Origin of the sequence: Escherichia sp. HH41S, from assembly GCF_009820115.1 — a bacterium.
Lineage (GTDB): Bacteria > Pseudomonadota > Gammaproteobacteria > Enterobacterales > Enterobacteriaceae > Escherichia > Escherichia coli_F.
In genome coordinates, this window is record NZ_VNXE01000065.1 from 62,975 (window position 1) to 84,772 (window position 21,798).

Annotated in this window: 25 protein-coding genes and 4 pseudogenes; 25 read left to right on the forward strand and 4 right to left on the reverse strand. The window is 44.0% G+C overall.

The features are described 5' to 3' along the window. Nucleotides 1-46 precede the first annotated feature (46 nt). From FQZ95_RS13455 to FQZ95_RS13525, 16 genes are all read left to right on the forward strand, one after another. Nucleotides 47-571: a hypothetical protein gene (locus FQZ95_RS13455; protein ID WP_097311328.1), complete on the forward strand. Its 525-nt coding sequence runs from the start codon at nucleotides 47-49 to the stop codon at nucleotides 569-571. Nucleotides 572-648: 77 nt separating this feature from the next. Beyond that, complete coding sequence (locus FQZ95_RS13460; RefSeq protein WP_160530293.1) at nucleotides 649-1,527, forward strand: hypothetical protein; 879 nt, start codon at nucleotides 649-651, stop codon at nucleotides 1,525-1,527. Nucleotides 1,528-1,597: 70 nt separating this feature from the next. Continuing rightward, nucleotides 1,598-2,533, forward strand: coding sequence for a hypothetical protein (locus tag FQZ95_RS13465; RefSeq protein ID WP_097311326.1), 936 nt, complete (start codon nucleotides 1,598-1,600; stop codon nucleotides 2,531-2,533). 77 nt (nucleotides 2,534-2,610) lie between these two features. Beyond that, nucleotides 2,611-3,531 (forward strand): hypothetical protein, encoded by a 921-nt coding sequence (locus tag FQZ95_RS13470; RefSeq protein WP_097311325.1) that lies wholly within the window; start codon nucleotides 2,611-2,613, stop codon nucleotides 3,529-3,531. A gap of 75 nt (nucleotides 3,532-3,606) precedes the next feature. After that, entirely contained in the window at nucleotides 3,607-4,536 is a 930-nt protein-coding gene (locus FQZ95_RS13475; protein WP_097311324.1) for a hypothetical protein, read from the forward strand. Between the two features lie 177 nt (nucleotides 4,537-4,713). Further along, the gene (locus FQZ95_RS13480; RefSeq protein WP_237427997.1) at nucleotides 4,714-5,538 is read left to right on the forward strand and encodes a hypothetical protein; all 825 of its coding nucleotides are present in this window, start codon (nucleotides 4,714-4,716) and stop codon (nucleotides 5,536-5,538) included. Nucleotides 5,539-5,547: 9 nt separating this feature from the next. After that, entirely contained in the window at nucleotides 5,548-5,670 is a 123-nt protein-coding gene (locus tag FQZ95_RS26720; protein ID WP_272917207.1) for a hypothetical protein, read from the forward strand. A gap of 411 nt (nucleotides 5,671-6,081) precedes the next feature. Then, entirely contained in the window at nucleotides 6,082-6,351 is a 270-nt protein-coding gene (locus tag FQZ95_RS13485; protein ID WP_097311323.1) for a hypothetical protein, read from the forward strand. 109 nt (nucleotides 6,352-6,460) lie between these two features. Beyond that, nucleotides 6,461-6,997, forward strand: coding sequence for a hypothetical protein (locus FQZ95_RS13490; RefSeq protein ID WP_237427999.1), 537 nt, complete (start codon nucleotides 6,461-6,463; stop codon nucleotides 6,995-6,997). Between the two features lie 7 nt (nucleotides 6,998-7,004). Beyond that, on the forward strand, nucleotides 7,005-7,262 hold the full coding sequence (locus FQZ95_RS13495) for a hypothetical protein (RefSeq protein ID WP_097311321.1): 258 nt from the start codon (nucleotides 7,005-7,007) through the stop codon (nucleotides 7,260-7,262). A 73-nt stretch (nucleotides 7,263-7,335) separates the two neighbouring features. Beyond that, on the forward strand, nucleotides 7,336-7,872 hold the full coding sequence (locus FQZ95_RS13500; protein WP_097311320.1) for a hypothetical protein: 537 nt from the start codon (nucleotides 7,336-7,338) through the stop codon (nucleotides 7,870-7,872). A 16-nt stretch (nucleotides 7,873-7,888) separates the two neighbouring features. Continuing rightward, nucleotides 7,889-8,344: a hypothetical protein gene (locus FQZ95_RS13505; RefSeq protein ID WP_097311319.1), complete on the forward strand. Its 456-nt coding sequence runs from the start codon at nucleotides 7,889-7,891 to the stop codon at nucleotides 8,342-8,344. A 197-nt stretch (nucleotides 8,345-8,541) separates the two neighbouring features. Then, a complete protein-coding gene (locus tag FQZ95_RS13510) occupies nucleotides 8,542-8,937 on the forward strand; it encodes a hypothetical protein (RefSeq protein ID WP_237428001.1) in 396 nt (131 codons plus the stop codon). Further along, on the forward strand, nucleotides 8,927-9,886 hold the full coding sequence (locus FQZ95_RS13515; RefSeq protein WP_097311317.1) for a DNA replication terminus site-binding protein: 960 nt from the start codon (nucleotides 8,927-8,929) through the stop codon (nucleotides 9,884-9,886). Before FQZ95_RS13510 ends, FQZ95_RS13515 begins: the two co-directional genes overlap by 11 nt. A 10-nt stretch (nucleotides 9,887-9,896) precedes the next feature. Then, on the forward strand, nucleotides 9,897-10,805 hold the full coding sequence (locus tag FQZ95_RS13520; protein WP_097311316.1) for a hypothetical protein: 909 nt from the start codon (nucleotides 9,897-9,899) through the stop codon (nucleotides 10,803-10,805). Further along, nucleotides 10,741-11,085 carry a hypothetical protein gene (locus FQZ95_RS13525; RefSeq protein WP_097311315.1) on the forward strand — a complete coding sequence of 115 codons (345 nt, stop codon included), beginning with the start codon at nucleotides 10,741-10,743 and terminating at the stop codon, nucleotides 11,083-11,085. Before FQZ95_RS13520 ends, FQZ95_RS13525 begins: the two co-directional genes overlap by 65 nt. 24 nt (nucleotides 11,086-11,109) lie before the next feature. Here the strand turns inward: FQZ95_RS13525 and FQZ95_RS13530 are convergent, their stop codons facing one another. Beyond that, nucleotides 11,110-12,291: a tyrosine-type recombinase/integrase gene (locus tag FQZ95_RS13530; RefSeq protein ID WP_097509725.1), complete on the reverse strand. Its 1,182-nt coding sequence runs from the start codon at nucleotides 12,289-12,291 to the stop codon at nucleotides 11,110-11,112. Between the two features lie 208 nt (nucleotides 12,292-12,499). Here FQZ95_RS13530 and FQZ95_RS13535 point away from each other — a divergent pair, with 208 nt between their 5' ends. After that, nucleotides 12,500-12,712, forward strand: coding sequence for an Hha/YmoA family nucleoid-associated regulatory protein (locus tag FQZ95_RS13535; RefSeq protein WP_097311313.1), 213 nt, complete (start codon nucleotides 12,500-12,502; stop codon nucleotides 12,710-12,712). A gap of 777 nt (nucleotides 12,713-13,489) precedes the next feature. Further along, a complete protein-coding gene (locus FQZ95_RS13540) occupies nucleotides 13,490-14,563 on the forward strand; it encodes a competence protein CoiA family protein (RefSeq protein ID WP_097311312.1) in 1,074 nt (357 codons plus the stop codon). Nucleotides 14,564-14,603: 40 nt separating this feature from the next. On the opposite strand, the gene FQZ95_RS13545 is transcribed toward FQZ95_RS13540, so the two are convergent. After that, nucleotides 14,604-15,536 (reverse strand): GIY-YIG nuclease family protein, encoded by a 933-nt coding sequence (locus tag FQZ95_RS13545; protein WP_097509724.1) that lies wholly within the window; start codon nucleotides 15,534-15,536, stop codon nucleotides 14,604-14,606. A 279-nt stretch (nucleotides 15,537-15,815) separates the two neighbouring features. Between FQZ95_RS13545 and FQZ95_RS13550 the strand changes: the two genes are divergently transcribed. The 5 genes and pseudogenes from FQZ95_RS13550 to FQZ95_RS13570 form a co-directional block, all read left to right on the forward strand. Further along, the gene (locus tag FQZ95_RS13550; RefSeq protein WP_097311311.1) at nucleotides 15,816-16,229 is read left to right on the forward strand and encodes a hypothetical protein; all 414 of its coding nucleotides are present in this window, start codon (nucleotides 15,816-15,818) and stop codon (nucleotides 16,227-16,229) included. Between the two features lie 79 nt (nucleotides 16,230-16,308). Then, nucleotides 16,309-16,701 carry a hypothetical protein gene (locus FQZ95_RS13555; RefSeq protein ID WP_097311310.1) on the forward strand — a complete coding sequence of 131 codons (393 nt, stop codon included), beginning with the start codon at nucleotides 16,309-16,311 and terminating at the stop codon, nucleotides 16,699-16,701. 755 nt (nucleotides 16,702-17,456) lie between these two features. Then, nucleotides 17,457-18,135 (forward strand): annotated as a pseudogene (tnpA, locus tag FQZ95_RS13560) (IS66-like element accessory protein TnpA). Next, on the forward strand, nucleotides 18,132-18,479 hold the full coding sequence (gene tnpB, locus FQZ95_RS13565; RefSeq protein WP_000631709.1) for an IS66 family insertion sequence element accessory protein TnpB: 348 nt from the start codon (nucleotides 18,132-18,134) through the stop codon (nucleotides 18,477-18,479). The pseudogene tnpA and the gene tnpB overlap by 4 nt, the downstream one beginning before the upstream one ends. 19 nt (nucleotides 18,480-18,498) lie before the next feature. After that, nucleotides 18,499-18,816, forward strand: a pseudogene (locus FQZ95_RS13570) (IS66 family transposase); the annotation flags it as partial. Between the two features lie 362 nt (nucleotides 18,817-19,178). Here FQZ95_RS13570 and FQZ95_RS13575 read toward each other — a convergent pair. Both FQZ95_RS13575 and FQZ95_RS26430 read right to left on the reverse strand, forming a co-directional pair. Next, nucleotides 19,179-20,057, reverse strand: coding sequence for a helix-turn-helix domain-containing protein (locus FQZ95_RS13575; protein ID WP_160530294.1), 879 nt, complete (start codon nucleotides 20,055-20,057; stop codon nucleotides 19,179-19,181). A gap of 381 nt (nucleotides 20,058-20,438) precedes the next feature. Beyond that, nucleotides 20,439-20,567, reverse strand: a pseudogene (locus FQZ95_RS26430) (IS110 family transposase); the annotation flags it as partial. Here FQZ95_RS26430 and FQZ95_RS26990 point away from each other — a divergent pair. After that, entirely contained in the window at nucleotides 20,521-20,787 is a 267-nt protein-coding gene (locus FQZ95_RS26990) for a hypothetical protein (protein ID WP_157916971.1), read from the forward strand. The pseudogene FQZ95_RS26430 and the gene FQZ95_RS26990 overlap by 47 nt on opposite strands. 136 nt (nucleotides 20,788-20,923) lie before the next feature. Next, nucleotides 20,924-21,377: pseudogene (locus FQZ95_RS13585) on the forward strand (IS110 family transposase); the annotation flags it as partial. Nucleotides 21,378-21,798 lie beyond the last annotated feature (421 nt).

Genomic DNA, 21,798 nt, shown 5'->3' on the forward strand with positions numbered 1-21,798 from the left:
TTACCGTTAGGGTGATGCTCATCGTTAAATATCGGAGAGCATTGTTATGAATATTGAAAATCAAGATTTATTTAATACGTTCGCTGCTGTGATTTCATCTCATATCGTTGAGCAACCATCTTCGTGTTATTACCTTCATGATAATGAAATTGACTTCACGATTTTAAAACACAGCATAATAGATAAAGACAAAAACCTGTTGTACGTTATACGTCCTTCAGGAACATGTTTGTTGCGTTGTGATAAATACTTCTTTCCGAATTACTATCTTACTTGTCGTGGAGATTATAAAACATTTAAGTATGTGCATTTTAATCTTGCAACAGGAGACGCGGAAGAAATCACCTGGCAACAAGCATTTAAAATTTTGTCAAAACCCGGAAAACCGCCATTAAGAGGTTCTCTTGGAAGATTTGATTATTTAAAACTTGTTGTTGATGATCTTCGTGCGCGAGGTTATGCAGATTTCCTTCCTGCATACAACCTGGATGGCCTTCGTCACTTTGCAGTAAAGGATGAGCGACCATCTCTTGTCAGTTATATCGACGATGTCATGGCACTTTGCGCATAAAGATAACACAAATTTTAACTACATCCCTGATGGCACCTCCCATCGGGGTGGCCCTCAGAGTTTGTTCTGGAGGTCTTATGAAATTAGCTACAGATCTGGTTAATGCGGTTCTGATAAAGAATGGTATTGTACCGATTTCCATTACTGAGTTGCCTGCACAGTCTCTGGTAAATCCTTTGACGCAAGTGCATCTCAGCCTGTGCCTGAAAACAACGCATTTATTGCAGTTCGTCCCTAACTACGTTGAGACTCTGAAAGAATGTCCGGTTTCGTATGATATCGGTCTTGAACTTCAGCAGTGTATCAACAGTGCTGAATTGCTCTGTGAAGACATGGAGTCACTTGAGTGCATCTCTGTATGGATAGAGCTCTATACGTGTAATTCAAAGCAACAGTGGTTTGAGAAAAGTAACTTTTCTTCTCGAGCTGAAGATATCGAGCTGGCTAAGATGCTGGCTTGCTCTCATGAACCTTTGATAAGCCAGGCTGCTTGTTTCTGGCTTTTGTATTTTGAAGACTTCATGAGATATGTGCGTAATAGGCTGTGTGCATTACTCAGACAGGTTTTAATTCTGATTGCTGGACTGCGTAAAGCATTCTTGCTCCGGAATGTAGATCAGTTGATTAAAAGAGTGAAGCACGGGAATGAAACGATGGAGGTGACTCTTAAAGCTGTTTCACTAAGTTCAATGGACCGGTATCTGAAAACATATACCTCTTTAGGAACAAAAGCGGCAGCTTCGAGTTTTATCAAATGCGTTCAGTCTTATATCCGTACAGGTTGGAGATATGGCTTTATAGTCTGTCACTATTTCCAAAATGGACAGTCTCTTGGTATGTCACTACCATTTTATATGAAAGAGACATCTGAGCATAATATACAGAAACGTGCTAATCGCCTGATATCTTCCACGATCTCAGGACGAAATAAAGATTTAGGTCTTTGCGATTTCTGATTAACTCTACCCATCTGGGGATTACATCCCTGATGGGAGTAATCCCTTTTTATAATTAAGAGAGGATTACATGAAAATTATTGAGAAAATCATTAATGCATTCCTGATGTCACGCAACCATTTAGTGAAGGTCAGCAATGTTATCTGCTTAACTGGCAACGATGGTAAATTTACTGGTATATGCTGTGATGCCGATGTTTCATTTGATTTTCTTTATTCGTATGCCTCTGCATACAGTTCAAATTTTCTAGATATCCCGTTCCCTGGGTTCGAAGACCAGGACATTGCGGATTGTGTTAAACGCCAATTAGATGTAGTTAAAAATAAACGGAACCGGTCTTTTTTAATTGACCATATTAGATTCCTGGTTTCTATCAAGGAAGGGTTCACTCTAAAGCGCGGTGGTAGTTATGACGTGACTGATTGTGAATATAATAAGCAACGTTTGCTACATTTGACCCGACAAGGACGTTTTAGTGATGACTATCTCACGTTCAAGGATGACCTGAGTTCCTTCTTTTCATTTGTGAATGTGGAATTACATGAAAGTATGATGGAAGGTGTCCGTTTAGCACTTGATGTTTTAAATAAGATATCAACTGATCAACCAGACCGTATTATAAAAGAATTTAAGTATCATGACTGCTACAGCAATTATAATGTTCAAATTTTTTGTAAGGGGTTGCCGGTTGATATTCTGGAAACGATGATCGCACCTGATACGTTGTCGTCTGACTTATCCGGTTGTCGCCAAATCATCACTAATGCACGTCGCTATCTTAAAGGCTATGCCCTCAGTAATCGTGTTTACATGAAATACGGATGGCGGTTAGCGGATGTCGACACGTCTGACTATGCAATTCTGATGTCAGATAAAGAAATGCATGCCAGAGATGATCTTAAAGCATTTTGCAGTGTCTTTGTTAAAGAGTGTTTCGCATCCGGAAAAAATGAATACGAAGCGTACCTTAATGAAAGACAACATGCGATCCGTTACGGGTATTAAAACTTAATATCAAATTATCTAATCCCTGAGGGAATTTTTCCCTTGGGGAAGATTCCCTCTTAATCGAGGGCTATAAAATGAAAGCGATTGATAAATTAATTGAAGCGATGCTGGTAAAAATGGGTTTTGAAGGTGCCGAGATCCAAAGTGTCAATCTGGAAACGGGAGTGATTCAGAGCCTTGTTGTTCAGGCTGACATACCAGTCCGAACTTTAATACCGCATTTAGCGCGATATCTGCGTGATTGGGAGCCTTTATGGGACCATGACGTGGATAATCACCCTGTTGCACAATATTGCTCAGGAGCTACGTTGTTGAAGGCTGGGCCGGTCACTCTTGAAACCTTGCGGTTTGAGGTTTCATTGTCAGCTGCTCATCTTCGGCTTGTGGATGTTGCTCCAGACTGGCTGAATGAGGGTGTGAATCGTGAAAAACTGGAGTATGTCTATTATCGCTCCAGCAATTCAGACAAGGATCTAATCCTTGGTATGGTTGAACACGGGCACAATTTTATCAGCCATCTTCATAGTCTGTTACGGTCACGATTATCACGGGCTCTTCCGCTTATTTTCGCAGTTACAGATAAGGTTGCGAAGAGTTCAGTTTCACAAGTAGTCACCAGGTTCTTCAGTGTTGACCATCAAATCAATGCTCAGATAGTTGTTGAACCGGTACCTGTTTCAGTTGCAGATCAGATAATTTCTGCTGATTGGGATGTGAGTAGTGTTTCAGGGGCGGATAAGTTCCTGAACCATGTTAATCGTTATCTGTTAGGTAGGGTGATGAAGCGGCGTATTTATGCTGTCATTGATTCTTCCGACGCTGGACCTTTAACACTCGATGCGAATTTAGGTTGCTTTACATCACCTCTTCTCGTCACTGAGTATAAAATGGTTCAATCGCACTCTTCAGCGCTTTATCGAAAGGCGATAAATAACTCGCTTAAGCAAGTAAATTCGTTTGCTCAAGAGCATTCAGATGATTTGCTTTACATGTAATTAATTTAAACCCACAAGGGAAGCTTAATCCCTGTGGGGAATGCTTCCTTTTTTTTCAGCCAAAAGGAAGTAGAAATGTTTAACGAAAGTGATGATGTGAATTTTGTCTGTGCCATGCTTAAAAAACAGCTTGGACTGACTGTAAGTCAACAGGATATAAAACTCTTTGACAAGTCTAACTTTTTTGAACAGCTTACATTCAAAACAGAAGTGGTGCCTGATGATTTGTTACTCTATTTGGATTCATATATTAAAGAGTTGATAAAACATAAAGCACCGTATTCTGAAACTGAAGTCCTTCGGAATAAAATACAATACTTTCTTAAAGTCTATGAAAATTCATCTTTTAAGAAAATTCAAATTCGCGGTTTTCATAACGCGCGCAGCGCTATAAAAATAGTCGATGTAGCAACCCTAATACTGTCGGCTTCTAAACCGTTGCCTCATTATGATGCATTCCAGCTACAGCTCAGAAAGGAGATTTATCAGAATAGAATGCGTGTTGACGGGAAAGTACTTATTGCCCGATATGCACTTAAGCAATTTTTTCATTCTGATTTTGGCGATTTCATCTCTGAGTTCGAGAAAAAAATCTCGGAGTGTCTGAATAATGCTCTCCAGATGATTAAATCTGTAAAGGCCTCATTTAATCGCTTTGGTCAATATCAATATCAGCGTCGTGTTAATGATGAATTGACGTTGCATCTTGAGCTGAACACAGATCAATACCCGGTTTGCATGCCAGACCTTTACATCGGCTTCAAGGAAGGGACGACGGGGGTGTACTGCGATGATGAAAAACTCATCAGTCTTTATACCAGCGTAAGTTCCGGAGACGATGTACCGGTAATGATGAACGTTCGTTTCACCGGCAGTGATGGGAGTGTTATGTGTGAATCCTCGCACGGAACCTTCTCTTCTGTGAGTGCTTGCGGACGAGTAAAAATTTGTGACAGAGCTGTATTGCTCCATGAAGCGATTGAAGAGTTACGGGACGGTGTTTAACCAGCTCCCTTTATCTACTCATCGTAAAAAGTACCTTTATTCGACTGAATGGCCGTTTTCAATGTTCTGTTTAACTAGCAGGGCAGCATGGCGCAGTAGAACATAAATTTAATCCACCCACTGGGGAAGTTGCTCCCCTCTGGGGCACTTCCTTTCAATATTCCTGAGGAAGTGAAAATGACTAATTATACTGATAACCAAAACTACGTTCGTGCAGTACTGGCAGGCATTGGCATTGATTTTGATGAGACACAAATGATTATCAATGTCTCACACTGTCAGGGCGACGAGGTTTCATTTTCGTGCAGTATATCAGCCAGTGAGTTAAGACATTCTGTGGACCATTACGTGGATACTCTTAATGATACCCAACTGGATGGCCTGGAGGCGAATACCCTCAAGAAGCGATTGGCTTATTTTCTTGAGGTATTCGACCAGGTTTCCGGTCAGTATCTGGATATCGCTGGAAAACACTACGCGACCAGCCGCATTGAATACGATGATGTCTGTAGTGATGTCTTGAGTCTTTCTGCGGATAGCACACAGCCTGGTGGCTATGATCGTGAAGAGTACAAAAGACTGATGGAAGTTGATGGACAGGTTTTAATAGCCCGTTTTGCACTGGAACTATTCTGGAATACGCATTTTATAGGGCTTATCAACTATGTATCAGATGAAATAACATCCCGGCTTTATGAGGCTTATCGCACTTTCAGTGATATATCCATGGCCGCTTATACATTTAGTGATTATTCATATTCACGTCGAATTTCCGACGAACTGAGTCTGCATATTTCACTTCAAGAGGATGATTTCGAAGACCAATTAACCGATTGTTATATGGATGAAACAACCCTGCCGTCTGGGAAGGTCGTTTTACGCCGCAATAACGAATCAATTATTGATATTTATGAAAGATATGCTGCAAAATCCTACTTTCATATGGTTGCTTGTGTTCGCGTCCTTGATCTAGATGGTGAGGTTGTTACTGAACTTTACTAGGGGGTGAATGTGTCTGAATTGGCTGGTGGTCGGATTAAAATCCATGACCGTCAGGATCTAATTTATGAAGTGTTCACCAATTTACGTGAACTCATTCCTGCTTCAGAGGTTAAAATCTCTGTTGCAGCATGAGTGCTGAAGATTGATTTATATATCTTCATTTTTTACATCCCAAAAGGCACGGTTATCCGTGCCTTTTTTTGTGCATTTGTCAAAGCTTGTGTTTATTCCGATTTTCCTCAAAGTAATAAATTTCTGAAATGATTGTCGGTATTACTCTACGAGCACAGTTTCACATAATCCCTCCATTACCATCCACATCAGCCGCCATCCTAAATAACTACCTTCCTGCTGCTTCATTTTTTGCTCCTGTTATTATGATTTTTCTGCCCTGTGTTTCCATTTCCAGCCGAAATCAGTCGATGAGTTGGAGTCTACATAAATAAATTTTACGTCCTTTGTTCTAGTTTCGCGAAAATAGGTCTCTTATCCGAAAAATGGACCGATAGAGATTTGTATACTGTTTTAAACAAAGGAGTGAATATGCCTACCACCACAAGTCTGAGCAATATCCCTGTGAATTCGATCTTTTCTCACGAACAAAGCCAGTTCACATATCGGCATGTTGATTTCAGTATTGAACTGCTGCTTTCTTCGGGTAGTGACACACAGCTGGAGTATCTTTTTCTCAAACCGTCGGCTGAAGTGAAGTCCGATTTACAGCGCCGTTTAGACCGTGGGGAACGCTTCGTGACAACGGAGAATTGTGACAATTTTAGCGAAGTCGATGGCTGTATGGGACACGATTGCTGAGGGCTTTATAAAGCAAGGCGTCCGATTTAAAACCAAAACGAGACATTAGTACCTAATGATGACTGAATCGTTCTATGACTGGATTGTGTACTGCATCACGGGCGTAATAATGGCGTCGGCGTTCCTCGAAGGAAAAAGAACCCGTTTCCCGGCTGCATTTTTTTATGGAAGCATTGTGCTACTGGTGGTTCTGATCGTGGCCGGTGGCCTGAACTGGTGGTTCTACCGCTCCAAACTCGGCTCAGTTGTCGTTATTTTTGCCGCTACAACGCTGTTAATGACCCGATTCAGGATGGTCATTTATGCACTCAGGTTTCGGTCGCTGGTTGCAGGTCTGAAATCACACGTTAGCAAGGGGTTCAGGATAATTCTCGTGTTACCCGAAAATGAGGACGAGAAGACCGTATTAATTAGCAAGTTGTCGAAAACAGTTCCAGCTGGCGCGTTGTTTTATACCCAAACTGCTCTGGGGCCATATTCCGGGGATCTCCTGCATGCATTGGGACAAAAGCATCTAATGGGCGAAGGCTACCTGCTTCTCTGTGAGCAACAACTCGCTGCCCGAACCTGGCTAAGTACTGTGGAAAACGATGAACCAGAGAAGTCTATTGCAGTCAATTTTCATTCGATCCCTGATATGGAGTGATACCCCTATGCATAATACCGATTCACAGACCGTACCAGCTGATGCCCTGTGTGAAAGCAGTTCTCAGGTGAAAATTCAGTTAAGCCGAAGTGCCTCCCGGGCGCTGATGACGGCGAAAGAAATTCTTGAAAACCGGGGACTGGAATCTGTTTCCACTGAAGATCTCGTTCGGGCATGCCTCGAAGAAAATCAACCTCTCGATCTGGCCTGCATCTATCTTGAGCACCGGCTAAAACAGAAGGGGACCAGCATCTGTGAGTTTTAGTGTTTTCCAACCTATTGGGGAAATTCCGGGATGTGTTTAAATAGCTGTAAATAAAGCAATCTACAGGTAGAACATGAAAAGTAATCTTCATTCTTCGGGAGCGTCTGGCACGAAACGAGTACTCAAAATGGACATTGCGTTGCCGCTGCTCTGTTGGGTGTTCACCAGTCCTTTCAGTAACTGGACCGAAAAGTATTTTTCCGGTGTAGAAGTGCCAGAGGTACCGATGCCCGAGTTGGATCAGGTACCAGAGGCCATCTTCCGCTTTGTGCTCAATGATGAGGGGTTTGAAGTTGGTTATGACGCTGTGGGTATGGAGCTCTGCTGTTTCTCTATCCCGCTCTCTGCAATGCCGACAGAAAATCTCGACGAAGAAGAGACGTTATCCAGGCTGGCCAGCGAAATGATCCACGGCGTACTGCTTTCTCTGCCTGAGTACCTTGATATGCCTGAAAGGCTTGTCTACCAGCTAAATGATGAGGTAATGGCGTTCAATTCTCAATGTGGCAACGGAATTCTCCATGGATGGACGTCGGCGCAAGAGCTGTGGCGAAACGAAATCTTCCCACGCACAACTATTTTGATGCATCACACCTCAGTGATTCACTGAGCTCCGGAGGTTCTGGATGAAAAAGCGACTTTACCTGCTGGAATGGAGACTTTGCGAAACACGAGCCTGGTTAGGATGGATGGTTTTCTGGATGATCATCAGTTTTATGCTGTTGTCTGCGATGCTGATGACAGGCCATTTGCTAAACAAGGTTGTCCTCCCCCCTGTCTGGCTGTTTATCTGGTGCTCTCCGTGGTTATGCTTCTTGTTGAAGGTACGCGTGACCGAGTTGGATAAAGGGCTGGTGAATACCCTTCAGCTCGGAGGTTTACCTGTTTGGCGCTGGAGTCGTCCTGTAGTTCCCGGCATCTGGTCTGTTGATCGTATGAACGGCCGCTACCGGCTGAACCGGATTGGTACGGATGGCCTTACGGTACACTATCCGTGGCGCCTGTATTATCAGCCTTTGTTCCTGTCCCCGGATAACCAGATTTCTGATATTAACGGACGCGAACATGAACGCAAAGTTTGACGCCGTGGTGAGTGGCGCCACCTTCTGTTCGTTGAATGTCCGTGAAAACGTAAGGTCAGGTCTCGGGGAAATGCCGGTTTCGTATTCGAATGAACTCATCAAGATATGGCTTAGTTCGGCTGAACGTCGCAATCTGCATTTTCGTCACAGCTTGCGTTCGAACCGTAGCATTCTGAAGCAAGCCAGGAAGAGTCGTCATGCCTGATTTTAAGAACGCGATGCATTTGCTGGTTGAAGGGAAGGGTACTATCCCGGATGTTACAGTATCGGATTTAGGCAATGCGCAGAGCATCCGAAATGAACTGATTGGTCTGGGCTGGTGGGTGAAGTTCGGAGTACCGCTGGAATGGCAGCACTTCAATCTGCAACACAAGCCTGTCAATTTTGGTCTTTTGGCCGACCGTAATCGTTGTTTCCGGCATGACGTTCAGCAAGCTGAACCTCTGCCTCTTTATTCTACCGGCAATTCAGATGAGTTTCGGAAGGTGTTGGAAAGGTACAACTACCGTCTTCATATTGCATCTTCAGAAGTGGCTGAAGATGTAACGGTATTGCGCTGTTTTACTGAAACCGGAGTGATGAATGACCATTGAAGATTTACCCTTCTATCGTGATCGGATTCTGGAGCGAATTGACCAGCTCAGAGCTTTTCTGAATGACCATCAGCCAGTAATGGCCGAGCTGATGACTGTGGGGAGCGTGACGCGCCACGAAGAGCGGCTGAAAAAGGTGAACACAATCGAGGTGAATACTATCTCAGATGCTTCCGTGGACGACATCATCCGTGTTTTTCAGGATTTTTGCATCGATGACGTTGATCTACTCAGTAGGCTTTCTACGAAAGTAACGACCAAATACCCTGGGCTGATTATTGTTCCTGAGGGGGGCGAACTACTGAGCGGGATTATTCGCGACATTAACGATGCCAAAAGTGACTTTGCCTCAGCAATGAAAAGGGTGAATGATCAGAAACACATCCGTTTTAAGGAAGTTCACCGTAAACTTCCCGGCCTGGTGGCTGTGCATTCCACTCGTAAAATTATGTTTGTTGGGACACAGCTCAAAAAAGTTACTTTTGCCTGGCGGCTAAACCGGAATCAGGTCAAAACCAGCGCCAGTGAGCTCATCGAGATGCTGGATAGGCGTCGTGCAGCTGCGCTCAAATCGCCAGCGACAGCCGACCTGACAGTAATTGCGAACATCGACAGGGCGATGTCATTACTGGATACAAAGGTACTGAAAGACGGGGAGGCCTACCGCCTTTGCCGGACCAATACTTTTCCGGTTCCGATTGCCCATCTGTTCACATACCGCGCTGAAGACACGGAGCGTAGAAATAATAAATATGCCGAGACAGATTACAGGGTGGTGAAAGCCTCACTGCCCATTTTTGGCGTTGGGCAAAAGCCATCATTTAAAAGGCTCCAAAACTGGGAGCCTCCGTCGGATGAAGCACCGTCGAATGAACGGAGGATCAGCCATAGCTACACAGAGCTTGTACCCGGTGCGGATCTTGGCATTTTCATTATGAGTAAGAACTGAGGAGTAATGCATGCAATGGATCTCCACGACCAGCCAGAAGCTCGATGAGAGGCTTTATCGTGTCTGTGTCTGGGTGAAAAAATACCACGAGGATGCAATAAACCGTGTTGTGTTGACAGTTGACCTTAGTAAGGCTAGGCATGATCCGGAAGAGGATCAGGTACGGGCTGAGTTACTGTGTGGCCATTATTTTCTCATGCGGAAGGAAAACAACTCAAAATCGGCGCCAGCGGATCAAAACTTTGAATTTCTACCTGACGGTCGAAACCTGAGCTGGCAGACGCCGACTCCGGCTCTCCAGCAGCTTTTGCTGAACAATAATGTACCAGAGTCCCTCAGGACCCTGGCTGATTATATTCACACGCGTCTGACCAAACTGACCATGGTCCCGATGTCGGGAACCATCATGAAATGCGCACAGGAAGACAGCATCAGTTGGGTGAAAGTGGATTTGCGATATTTCTGGCAATATGAACTAGTCGATTCCCATCTGGGACCAGTCCAGGTGTCGCATAAGGCGCTTGTACGTTTTGGCAGATTGGCGAAACACGATGAAAATGCCAGCGCAATTCGTATGCTGCGCCATCGGTTGTCATCGCCGTTTATTCAGGAATTTGAGATGCCTGAAGAAGAGCTGAAGCGTAAACAACAGATCATGAATACCGCCTATGTGAAAATGCTTTTTCATGCTCATTACCCGGGACAGAAATTTCTGCTGGCCCGGTACGTCAATGGCTGGGTGCTGGTGGATTGTTTCCTGTTCCATCATATCAAACCCAAAAAGAAGGCGAAAAACAAAGCCAAAGCGAACAAATCAGAAACACAAAATATCAAAACTACCGGGAGTGATGATCATGGAACTGGGCATTATGGTGTGCATCGTGTTGTTACTCTCACTGGCAGCGGTGTGGATCAGTAACAAGACTGTAGAATTACTGGAAATCCATTATTTTAAGCGCCCGCTGAGTATGGAGTATGCAGCGTGGCTACGGGTGACGTGTGCTGCTTTGCTCCTTATTTTTATACTAATGGCACCGGATTTCACGTTTCTGTATACCCTTAAGCTGGTGGCTCTTTTTAACCTTGCTGTGCAAACGATGAAGCTAAACGGGGTGTATAAATTTAATCGCAAAGGAATGTTGCCGCCGAAAGGCGCCAATCAGGAGCTCAACCGCTTTAATCCTTTCCGTAAGAAGTAAAAATGAGCGGCGCCCTTAAGGGCGCTACTCATCAAGCGCCCCTCGCATGAACTGCGTCATAGCTTTTTTACCAGCTTCAATGTTACGGATATAGCGGGAAACCATCTCCACATTACTCCAGTTACCCATCTCCATGATCTGCAAGAGCGTGTACCCGGCATGAGCAAGTTCGATGGCACCGCCTACGCGAACGCTGTGACCGGTCCAGCATCGGGTGCCTGTTTCCTGCGGATGAAGCTCTTCCCAAAACCCTTTAAAGGCCCGTAGGAGCGTGTTCTTACTAATCATACCTTCATCCTCGACGGGAATGGGCTCGCCATTTTCCCCGAGCGGGGTTCTGGCTGGCAGATAGGGCATGTTGTGGTTTCTCAGCAGCGTATTGATCTCGTTGCCCTGGCTTCTTAACCCCCATTCAGGAGGCATATATCCGTTATCCTGAATATTAACGGCCTGAAAGAGATAGTCCTTAGGATGGCTGTATTGATCCTTTTTGACCATACCCATCAACCTTCTCAGTGTGGCTGTGAGGTTGGGGGACAGATGATAGGTAAGCAGAGTATTGATTTCAGTTTTAGTGCGATAGACCGTAAGTGTAAAACTGCCTGTTTGTTCATTAAAAACAAGGTCCTCCATTCGAATGCGACGGAGTTCTGCTGAGCGTAGCAGTGTTTCAAAGCCAGTCCAGACCATGCAAAGGTCGCGGAGTTTGCGAACCGACTGCGTCGTACTGTGTGCTTTAATCAATGCTTTTAGATCTGTCAGCATGAATGGCGTTGCCTGGCGGGTAACTTTCTGCTTTCGGGCTTCATCCTGTTCGAGCGCCGCAAGAATATACCTGACTTCAGATGTTATGATCCCAGGCTGGTCGAGAGCTTTCCTTTGGATGCTGTTCAGTGCATGCAGGCATCCTTTAATACTGCTTCGAGAGAGTGACTTCTGAAGATGGTCTAAATAGGCCAGCAGCGGGATTTCAGTCACCGGGAGAGAGCTGGCAGGCCAATCTGCGTTTCCCTTCTTTCCTACATTTGCGTGATACCAATCATTCCATGCATGCAGCCAATGGAGATACGTTTTAGCTGTGTGGTATTTCAGGTGAGAAAAATAGCGGATTAGGCGCGTCAGCTGCTTGTCATTAACTTTAACCGTGGACAATTGTTGATGGAGATCGTTGTCTGCATACTCTCTGGTTACTGGCTGGATGTTCATTGTGGCTACCTGAAAACACTGTTTTTATTTACAGATATTTTAACATTGCGGAACCTGCTTATGAACAGGTTCCACGCAACGATAAAAAAGATCAGTTCGTCAACGAGCCGGTGTTACGCGTCAATTAGTTAAATTAATTAGATTCCATGAACAAATCCACATAATATTGAGATATCGAACTTTCGATGGAAATAAATTAAGGTTGACCATGTCCGAAACTAAACAGGCATATTTGATGAAATTTCGTAAGTGCTCTTCATTCGACACACTGGAAAAGGTATTCGAAAGGCTCTGTGAGAAGAATGCTGGTATAGCATCAGTAGAAATTTCAGGTGCATATGACCATCGAAAAGCTGAGCTGACAATGAAAAAACTTTACGATAAGGTTCCCGCCAGTGTATGGACTCTGGTCCGTCAGTAAAATGAAATTTCCGGCAATCCTTATACTGACGTTATTTTAAACAATATACTTACGAAAACGTCAGTAGTAAAATTAAACCTTTATTATATTTAACTCCTCCATTCATCACCTTTAATTAAATGCGGAGAACTTGGATACTCAGTCAGAAGCTGGATAAAGGTACTGTTACGCCTATAACGCAATTCGGTCTGATAATGCAGAAGTGATTTCTTAGTCGCTCAAAACCAAAGTCGTCCAGAATATGTTTTGCAAACGGGTTTTCATGAATCTGGCCGGGACTTAGTAGCATTAACGGGAGACCGCCTACATCTGTTATCAGATGGCTTTTGATGTCTGACAACTGGGAAAGTGGCCAAAGTTGTTAACTTCCTGTGATAACGGATTGTTTTTGTGTTCCGGTGTCACATCTGTGTGCCCAGATACAGTTAACATCCAGCGAAATCAAAAAGACTGGTACATAAAGAGAGCCAAGCGGTACATGGTAAATAACGTTAGACATTCGTGATTTTGAGGTCCATTTTAAGCTGTTGTGTAAGAGAGGCATAGCACTCCAGAGCACAGCTTCGATACCTTCCGGGTTGATAAGGTTCCACGAAGGAAGAAATACTGGCAATCGGAAAAGTAACTTTTTACCAACGAAAAATTACCATAACTTCATTAATCAACCCCGCCACTGTAATAAATCAACCCAAATAATCAGGTAAAAAAAGCTTCATATCGAAAAGTCATGTTGCCATCGTCCGATATAGTGGGGTTCTGTATTCTGTGGGGGATGACATGCGAAAAAACTATACCTATGGGATTCCTTTCGGACTTCATCGCGAAACAGGGCGATACCTGGACATCTCGGAAGTCAGCAGGGGAAGTGCATGCAACTGCATTTGCCCCGGGTGCCGTACTGATTTGATCGCCAGGCAGGGAGAGGTCAAACTTTGGCACTATAGTCACAGTACCGATCTCCTCGGTGATTGTGACGGCCTGATGGAGGCGATTCGGGGCAAAATTATTGAAGTTATACGGGAAAAACATCTTCTTGGTTTCCCGCATCTACTGGCTGGTTACGACGGCGGAGCGGTACCACTTGATGAGGTAAGCGGAAGCGGAAGCATGTTCGGCGCCACGGCAGATTTATTTGTAAAGGTTAACGACCTCTGCATAGCCGTATTTCTTGATATAGACCGCAGCGTGGTTGGGAAGCTGACGTTCGACCATCTACATTCTTCAGAAATGGTTGCTGCATTGCGTATCGATCTTCCTGATATCGAGTACGAACTCAGTCAGGTTCAGCTGGGCAGGCGCGACGGTACATACAGCGAATGTATTGAGAAGATAATCACTGATGAAATTGAGTCACGAGAATGGCTCTACCATCCTTTGATGCAGGATCTTGGTGCTGAGCAGCTGAAGGTATATCAGGGCCGCGCACCTGCGGAACCAGGACCTCTTCTCCAGCGCCTTTCCGACTGTTATATGAAACTGCCCGACACATTACCTCAAAGTAGGAATGCCCTGCTCAGAATGCAGCAGGCAACCATAGTCTGTTTATGTAAGCTCACGGTGAAAGCCTACGATATTGCCCAGACTGAAGAATTACCGCTATTTTTACGTTACTTCAGACAGCATTGCTTCGACTCCAGTGAGCACGTCAATTTCGAACAATTGCTATACTGGCAAGAGATGATTGAAGCTTCACAGGAAGGTAAGTCGTTAACGGTACAAGAGAGAGAATATCTTCAGGAAATTTCCCGGATTGGCTTGTATAACCACCGTCTTAAAAAAGTGTGCCTGACGTCCTGTGAGGATAGAAAAGAATCGTTGCCTCAAGGGCCACAGAATTATTCTTTGCTCTGAAAATAGTTGCCAGAACAGATTATTTCATCAGTTTGCATTATCACAACCATACGATGCCTTCTCGCCATTTAAAATTAGTTATTTTGTCATTTTCGGTTATTCTTTTAGAAATAGACCGAGGGTCCCTACCGAGATAATTAGACATTTCTTTTGGTGACAGATTAAAATCAACCAGCATGACTCTTAGTTTCTCCATTTCCTCTAAAGTCCAGGGAGCACCATAATTATTATGGAGTAAAATTTTTCGAGCTATTTTAGCTTGTTTTTTTTGTGTTTCTTTTTCTCTCAAAAAAATTTCATGCTTGAACTGTAAATGGAATTCTTTCTCAAACGATTCATCTATTGATGTAGAATCCAAATGATTAAAAATAATTTTTGAAGCCTCATCTAAATCAGGAGTATCAACAATAAAGTGCTTTGTTCTTTCCAGAAAAGGCTTATCAATCTTACCCAGGATGCTTATGTTTTTAACATTAAAAAATCCTCTTAAATAGAAAGATTTAATGAGTTTCGACTGGATAACACTTTCAATATCCGTTGCATTGGAATAGGAGTAGTCGGCCATCGGAAGAGCCCACACGACCAGTTGTGGGATATACTTTTCGAATGCAATACTCTTCCATGTGGCATCAAAAGTCTGATGTTTAGATAAAATATTTTTAGGTGAATCAAAATGCAGTGTGGTTGAACCCCATATCTCATAATTATTCGCCAATGATTTATAGTGATTTATATGGTTTCGAATTTTGTAGGCTGACATAAAACGATAGACGTCATCATTGTGACCTGCATTGTAAATTGTTCTATTTCCTCTCATGTAACCTTCATAATGTTCATTTATCCTTCTTCCTACATTATTACTCACTCCAACATAAACAACACGATTGAAAGCCCCTTGATGGACGATAAGGTAAACGCCACTACAGCCAGACTTTCTGGCCTCGGATATCGAACCTAAAAATCTCCACTCCATTTAAATCCCCCTTTGCTGTTAAAGCTGTTTATCATTATTTTATTGAAATATCAATCCGTTAAGTTAAAAAATGTGGAAGGGTGGTTACGTGAAATTTAACCAATAAAAGCATGACTAAATGACCATTGGATAGCTAAGCATAAATTCAGTATTAGAGAATTTATTGTCTCCAGGCAACAAAGTCGTTTCGTCAGAACTGGTAAAATGATTATCCTTACCGCAATGGGCCGCAGGATGGGCTGCTAAACAGACACTTGAAAATTTGAAAATGGAGCTTTTATGTTTTTTATTAAAAATGAAGGTCAGGCGTTAAAGGAGACTGACTACTGGAAGTCAGAAAATGCACGAGCCGGATATGTATATCTCTCGTGGAACGCTGGCGCCGCTAGGTTGCTTGTGCCTGACTCTGCAAAGCATTTGTTGAAAGAAATGCGCGGAGCAGAATATGTCATCATCAGCCGAGGTCGCCTGGAAGGCCGGGACGCCCTTGAGGTGCTATTCGAAGACGGTAGCGATGCTCCTTTTGTCGTTCACATGGTTGCCGAACAAACAGACCGCCTGATCCCCGAAGACAATCAGGGTGGGGGATTTGTCGTAACAGTATGGACACAAGGAGGCTGTAGATATCGCTATCATGGAAAATTCCGTATTGTCGATATACTTCCAGATATGTCTCCGTGGGATGAACATTAATTGAGAAAGAACGACAAAACGCCAACTTTGACTTTGCTGCAAGCGGTGTTGTCTGCTTGAAGCCTACAGGGGCTATTGTATGAACATGTTCGACCAGTTTACAACTCAGGTTATTGCGCATGCCAGTGGGCTTCGACAAGAGCAATTGTCCGGATTCTGGGCGCTGTCCTGTAGCGGAGAATGTGTTTCGCCCTCATACGAGGTATTTCGGGGCTATCCAGCACGCCATACGTTATCAGAATTTGTTGAGATGGCGGCATCCCGCAATGCCATCCGATCGGATGATTACATGGGCGATTTGCTTCGTGGGCCGTACCAGGTGGTTGGTGCCCTCACGGATAACGGCGTGTCACCCGGCTCAAGCCTGCCAGTCTATTCCTTTCCGGACGCCGGGATTTATGCTGCGGCCGTTAGTGACACCGAAGTCCTCGATGTCTGGTTGAGCTGGCCCTGTTACCCGGAAAGCTGGTGAGAGGTCAAAGCCGGGATTACCGGCTGGAGGCCATTTTCAACAGAGAAGGACCAGGTGAAAAAGCACAGCTGCATGTCCTCATCCCTAAAGTTCCCTGCCAGACCTTTACGTGCAGTCAGGCTTCGCCTGATTTCCGATTGGTGCAAATGTTTCAGATGATAACTTTTCGTTTTCTCTTTGTTTTCTCTTTGTTTTCTCCCTGTTTTCTCAAAATTCGCGAGCGGCTTGGTCAGGGCACAATTGCAAAATGTGCGATGCTGATGATTGCACGTTATTTATGTTGGGCTCGGTTGGTTTTAGGGAATCCACTTAGTGGGATGAGGACATGCAAATTACACAATGAGCCAGTTCAGGCATCTGTATTTAAAAAGAGAGGGGGACTATATTCAGAACTCAACATTCATCATGGCTGGTTGCCCTAGTCATGGTAATTGCTATGGGGCCGGTAAAAGTGTGACGCACTGGATGCGCGAAACCAAAAAGCCTGAGTGTTTATCCATTATGGCAAAGAGTAAATTGTCCTTTAAGATGGCGGCAGAAGGCATATCTCCCAATGATTATGGAGTAATACAACCTGTTAGTTGCCAGAAATACCTGGTGCTATGATGGACATCACTTTAGACCAGTATGAAGTTGAGATTGAGTGATTAGCGAGGAATACGGTATGAGCAGTGTAAGCGCTCCGTCTGTGACGTCTTGTGATGGTTGTCCTGTCTGGCAACAATCGCATCCATCTATATTGATGGACACGAACGATGAATTCTCAGACAACAAAAGATATCACCGGCTTTCGCTCTTATTTGCCAGACGCATTACGTCTAAGATTCGACGAGCAATTATCTGTCCGGGCTATCGCCCTGCAGTTAGGCCTCAGTCATTCCACCATTCATAATCTCTTTCAACGATTTAATGCCTCCGGTATTACCTGGCCATTACCTGAATCACTTTCAGTCACCCAACTTGATGCCATACTTTATGCCAACAGAAAGAAGCAATCACCTGATGATCCTCAAATCAGCGAAAGCATACGGCGAAAAGAACGACGAACCTCCTACAGTCGTGAATTTAAAATCAGGCTGGTAAAACAGGCATTACAGCCTGGTGCAAGTCGTTGCACGGATCGCCAGAGAGCACAATATTAATGACAATCTGTTGTTTAACTGGAAAAGACAGTATGAAGAGGGCTTACTGAATGATGAGGATCTCCAGGAATGTCAGGCCGTTCCGGTGGCAATCACTGAGACTCCTGACCCCGTCAAACCGGTGACAAATCCTTTCTGGCGAAACAAGTCTGATGAAAGCCAGAATGACACTACCGTAGACTCACCACAGTGTGAGCTGCATCTTAAATCAGGTGTGGTAAAACTGTTTGCCCCCCTCACTCCGGAACTTCTTAGGGTGCTCATTCGCGAAATGAAAGGGGGTATCCGATGATAACGCTGCCGACCGGTACCAAAATCTGGATCATCGCTGGCATCACAGATATGCGTTGTGGCTTCAACGGCCTGGCTTCGAAGGTGCAGAATACGCTGAAAGATGACCCGTTCTCCGGGCATATCTTCGTCTTCCGGGGCCGCAGTGGCAAAATGGTGAAAATACTGTGGGCCGATCGTGACGGGTTATGCCTGTTCGCCAAACGCCTGGAACGGGGCCGCTTCGTCTGGCCAGTGACCCGGGAAGGGAAAGTGCACCTGACGCCAGCTCAGTTATCCATGCTACTGGAGGGGATAGCGTGGCAACATCCCAAACGGACAGAGCGGCCTGGCATCCGGATATAACCCGTGATAAAACAAAGGAATGAACAATGAACTCCCCGACGATATTGAGCTGCTTAAAGCCATGTTGCGTAAGCAACAGAGTCGGCTTCGCCAGTATGCCTGTCAGGTCGCGGGCTATGAGCAGGAAATTGAACGGCTGAAAGCGCAACTCGACAGGTTGCGTCGCATGTTGTTCGGCCAGAGTTCAGAGAAAAAGCGTCATAAGCTTGAAAATCAGATCCGACAGGCAGAAAAACGACTGTCGGATCTGGAAAACCGGCTGAACACAGCCAGAAATCTTCTGGAAGATGCATCGTCAGTCACTGATTCACCTGACACCTGTCCCCCGTCAGAAAATGACTGGCCGTCGAACCGTGTGCATGAACTGCTGCCATGGAACTGCTCAACTGTAAAATAATCCTTACGCTACGTACTTCTCGGGGCGCTTACTGAGCAGTGACGTGCTCGCTGATAGTTTTTTGTATGGATGAGTTACACAATTTTTTAAGAATAGGTTTCGCTCAATAGACGGCATCTCCGGAGTGAGCTATAAAGTAAATGGCGAAAATGTTTTCGTGTTCGAGAAACTTATCCAGCTGGTGAAACATAAGGTCAATAACTTGGCACAAGCCTTGGATCTCATGCCTAAGTCAACAATGACCGACGAAGAGGCTATTAATAAGTGATCGTTCTTCCCGGAACCGTATTTGAGTAAAATAATCAAATACAAACATCATGTTCTTTTCTATCTATTTTTTTTACTGGAATATAGTGATCACATGAAATACTTTCATTTTCTTCAAAATTTATATTGATTGAATGAAATAATTCTATATCATAGGAGCGTGTCTTGGCTAGACCATTTGCAGGCAGTATTTCAAAATACACTCGTTGAACTAAACTCTTGTAAGTTTTCCAGAGGCCACTATAATGAAAAAAAACATAAAGTCCACGATTTGATACCAGCACAGACTCGTTCTGTTCAGATATGAACTCTTCAGTTGGTATTCCAATGAATGTTTTAACATTTATTGAATCGGTATTTTTTGTAGAAGGACAAACAGAAGACAAACAATAAATATCTCTTTTATAATATCGTAGGTGCTTTAATATGTGGTTATACCTGATTCCGTTTTTATCGAACTCTCCTAAAAGATTGTCTGTATACTCAAAAAAATTTCCTTTAAGTCTTATTTCATCCATATTAACCAGACCCCATTGCGGCAACGTTACGGCTGAATCCAACCATGGAGGACAAATGCCGCTCAAATCCCAGTAATCTCGTTCACGATACTGGCGAGGAGAACAGCCAAAAAGTTTCTTAAACTCTCTGCTAAAAGATTGTTGAGAATCAAAGAATAGAAGCGTTGCAATATCAATCATGCTCATAGACGTTAGTCTGACCAATATAGCTGCCCGGCAAAGCCTTCTTCGCCGAATATAATCCCCCATTGATTTACCTGTAAATTTTTTAAATAGGAGCTGTATGTAGCGACGGCTATATCCTGACAAGCGTGTTATATCGTCGATCGTTATACGCTGTTCTAAATTCTTCTCTATCCATTCCAAGATGAAAAGCACTGTTTTTTCTTTGATCATATTAATTCTCCAGTTAGTGGGAATCCCCATAGTCCATCAATATTAGGGTTTAGTCATAACCCTCCCAATCTCTGCAACATAATTTATACAACACAATAAACAATATGTTACATTCACCCAGCAAGTCAAACAATCAAAAACACCAATTAATGATAATTCAAATATACATAAATGCAATAAGTCCCCGAGATTTTCGAGAAAGTTGTTCAAGCTGTTCTCTCTCCTTTGATTGAGTGTCTCGAATGGCTAATGTCGGCATAAAGAGGCCCTGTAATCTTACCCAGCAATAGTGAACATGCGGCTAAATGAATTGGAGTATCTCCGAGCCCGTAGGCAAATCGGCCCTATAGTTTGAGCATAGCAACCATCTTTCGATCCCGATTACGAAGCATGTTGGTGATACAACGGATTCCATGCTTCATTATTTTTCAGCATTGCGTTCAGGATGGTCAGTAGTTTTCTGATGCAAACGGTCAGTGCAACCTTTTTGGGTTTTCCTGCGGCAACAATGCGTGCTTCCAAGAGAAAACTAGCTTCATCAATAGGTTATAATCATTTCCTCAAGGTGAAAATAGAAAAGTGCGTACTTTGTAAACAACACCAAAAATCCGGCAGGGAAATACCTAACACAAAATACAAAACGATCTTTTTCAGTAAACTTAAAGCAAATCAAATACACGCAAAGAATGTTAAAAACACGCCAAAATGCGATCAAAAAAGTCCAGAATAAAGCGTAAAAAAAGCATTTTGGGATATTTTTTGAACGACCAAGAATCTATGGAAACTCCGCAAACCCGCACCACTCAAGGATTGAACGCCATTTTTTCATGTTTAAAGCAGTCCAAAATGTATTTGCAAGGAGGGAGATGAGCGTGTCAAATCAACATTGTGCAAGCATTGATGTTTCGAAAAGCACTCTGGATATTGCAATCAGCAGTATTGCCAAGCCATTCACTGTGCCAAATGAAAATGGTGGTTTTAATCAGATACTCAAAGAGTTAAAGCAAAATGAAACTCAACTGATCCTGATGGATGCCACCGGGGGGGGCTTGAGTCCGGTGTGGTTGGCTATCTTCAGCCTGAAGGTTTCGATGTGGTTGTTATCAATCCCCGACAGGCCCGAGATTTTGCCCGCGCAAATGGCTATCTGCCTAAGACCGACCAGCCCTGCAACAGATGGCAAAAGTTATTAACCAGCATTCTGAGTGGTGAAAATATATCCGTCCCTAACCTGATGTTCACAGGAAGTTGCTGTCAGTAATGGTAGTCAGACGCCGACAATTAACGAGCACGCTCACAGCTGAGCGGAACAGATTGCATGGCATCTCATAGAATCATGAAAGTATCAGGTTTATTATTCTGGCTCCATAACCCTGTATCTGCCGGAGAAAAGGATAACCAGCGACTGCTGGAACTCATCTGTGATTCCTACACGCTGGCTGGCGGAACTTCCGTAGTAGTCCGCGGTGGGACAAGCCCGTTACATGGCGAAGGGAAGCCAGCCGTTGCTGGCCAATCTGTTTCTACACTATACCCCGACATGTGGATGCCTCGACACCATGGAAAAGTACCGTTTGAACGGTATGCCGACGATGCAGTGTGCCGCTGTCACAGCCATGCGCAGGCTCAGGCGCTGATGGATCAGCGTTATGCACAGTGTGGACTGGAGTTGCATCCACATAAGATCCGTGTGGTCTACTGTAAGGATGCTGAGCGACGGGGAGACTACCCGGAAACGAGC

Coding starts and splice junctions, on each gene's coding strand:
- FQZ95_RS13455 (WP_097311328.1), top strand. CDS start 47: ATGAATATTGAAAATCAAGATTTATTTAATACGTTCGCTGCTGTGATT.
- FQZ95_RS13460 (WP_160530293.1), top strand. CDS start 649: ATGAAATTAGCTACAGATCTGGTTAATGCGGTTCTGATAAAGAATGGT.
- FQZ95_RS13465 (WP_097311326.1), top strand. CDS start 1,598: ATGAAAATTATTGAGAAAATCATTAATGCATTCCTGATGTCACGCAAC.
- FQZ95_RS13470 (WP_097311325.1), top strand. CDS start 2,611: ATGAAAGCGATTGATAAATTAATTGAAGCGATGCTGGTAAAAATGGGT.
- FQZ95_RS13475 (WP_097311324.1), top strand. CDS start 3,607: ATGTTTAACGAAAGTGATGATGTGAATTTTGTCTGTGCCATGCTTAAA.
- FQZ95_RS13480 (WP_237427997.1), top strand. CDS start 4,714: ATGACTAATTATACTGATAACCAAAACTACGTTCGTGCAGTACTGGCA.
- FQZ95_RS13485 (WP_097311323.1), top strand. CDS start 6,082: ATGCCTACCACCACAAGTCTGAGCAATATCCCTGTGAATTCGATCTTT.
- FQZ95_RS13490 (WP_237427999.1), top strand. CDS start 6,461: ATGGCGTCGGCGTTCCTCGAAGGAAAAAGAACCCGTTTCCCGGCTGCA.
- FQZ95_RS13495 (WP_097311321.1), top strand. CDS start 7,005: ATGCATAATACCGATTCACAGACCGTACCAGCTGATGCCCTGTGTGAA.
- FQZ95_RS13500 (WP_097311320.1), top strand. CDS start 7,336: ATGAAAAGTAATCTTCATTCTTCGGGAGCGTCTGGCACGAAACGAGTA.
- FQZ95_RS13505 (WP_097311319.1), top strand. CDS start 7,889: ATGAAAAAGCGACTTTACCTGCTGGAATGGAGACTTTGCGAAACACGA.
- FQZ95_RS13510 (WP_237428001.1), top strand. CDS start 8,542: ATGCCTGATTTTAAGAACGCGATGCATTTGCTGGTTGAAGGGAAGGGT.
- FQZ95_RS13515 (WP_097311317.1), top strand. CDS start 8,927: ATGACCATTGAAGATTTACCCTTCTATCGTGATCGGATTCTGGAGCGA.
- FQZ95_RS13520 (WP_097311316.1), top strand. CDS start 9,897: ATGCAATGGATCTCCACGACCAGCCAGAAGCTCGATGAGAGGCTTTAT.
- FQZ95_RS13525 (WP_097311315.1), top strand. CDS start 10,741: ATGGAACTGGGCATTATGGTGTGCATCGTGTTGTTACTCTCACTGGCA.
- FQZ95_RS13530 (WP_097509725.1), bottom strand. CDS start 12,291: ATGAACATCCAGCCAGTAACCAGAGAGTATGCAGACAACGATCTCCAT.
- FQZ95_RS13535 (WP_097311313.1), top strand. CDS start 12,500: ATGTCCGAAACTAAACAGGCATATTTGATGAAATTTCGTAAGTGCTCT.
- FQZ95_RS13540 (WP_097311312.1), top strand. CDS start 13,490: ATGCGAAAAAACTATACCTATGGGATTCCTTTCGGACTTCATCGCGAA.
- FQZ95_RS13545 (WP_097509724.1), bottom strand. CDS start 15,536: ATGGAGTGGAGATTTTTAGGTTCGATATCCGAGGCCAGAAAGTCTGGC.
- FQZ95_RS13550 (WP_097311311.1), top strand. CDS start 15,816: ATGTTTTTTATTAAAAATGAAGGTCAGGCGTTAAAGGAGACTGACTAC.
- FQZ95_RS13555 (WP_097311310.1), top strand. CDS start 16,309: ATGAACATGTTCGACCAGTTTACAACTCAGGTTATTGCGCATGCCAGT.
- tnpB (WP_000631709.1), top strand. CDS start 18,132: ATGATAACGCTGCCGACCGGTACCAAAATCTGGATCATCGCTGGCATC.
- FQZ95_RS13575 (WP_160530294.1), bottom strand. CDS start 20,057: ATGATCAAAGAAAAAACAGTGCTTTTCATCTTGGAATGGATAGAGAAG.
- FQZ95_RS26990 (WP_157916971.1), top strand. CDS start 20,521: ATGCAAACGGTCAGTGCAACCTTTTTGGGTTTTCCTGCGGCAACAATG.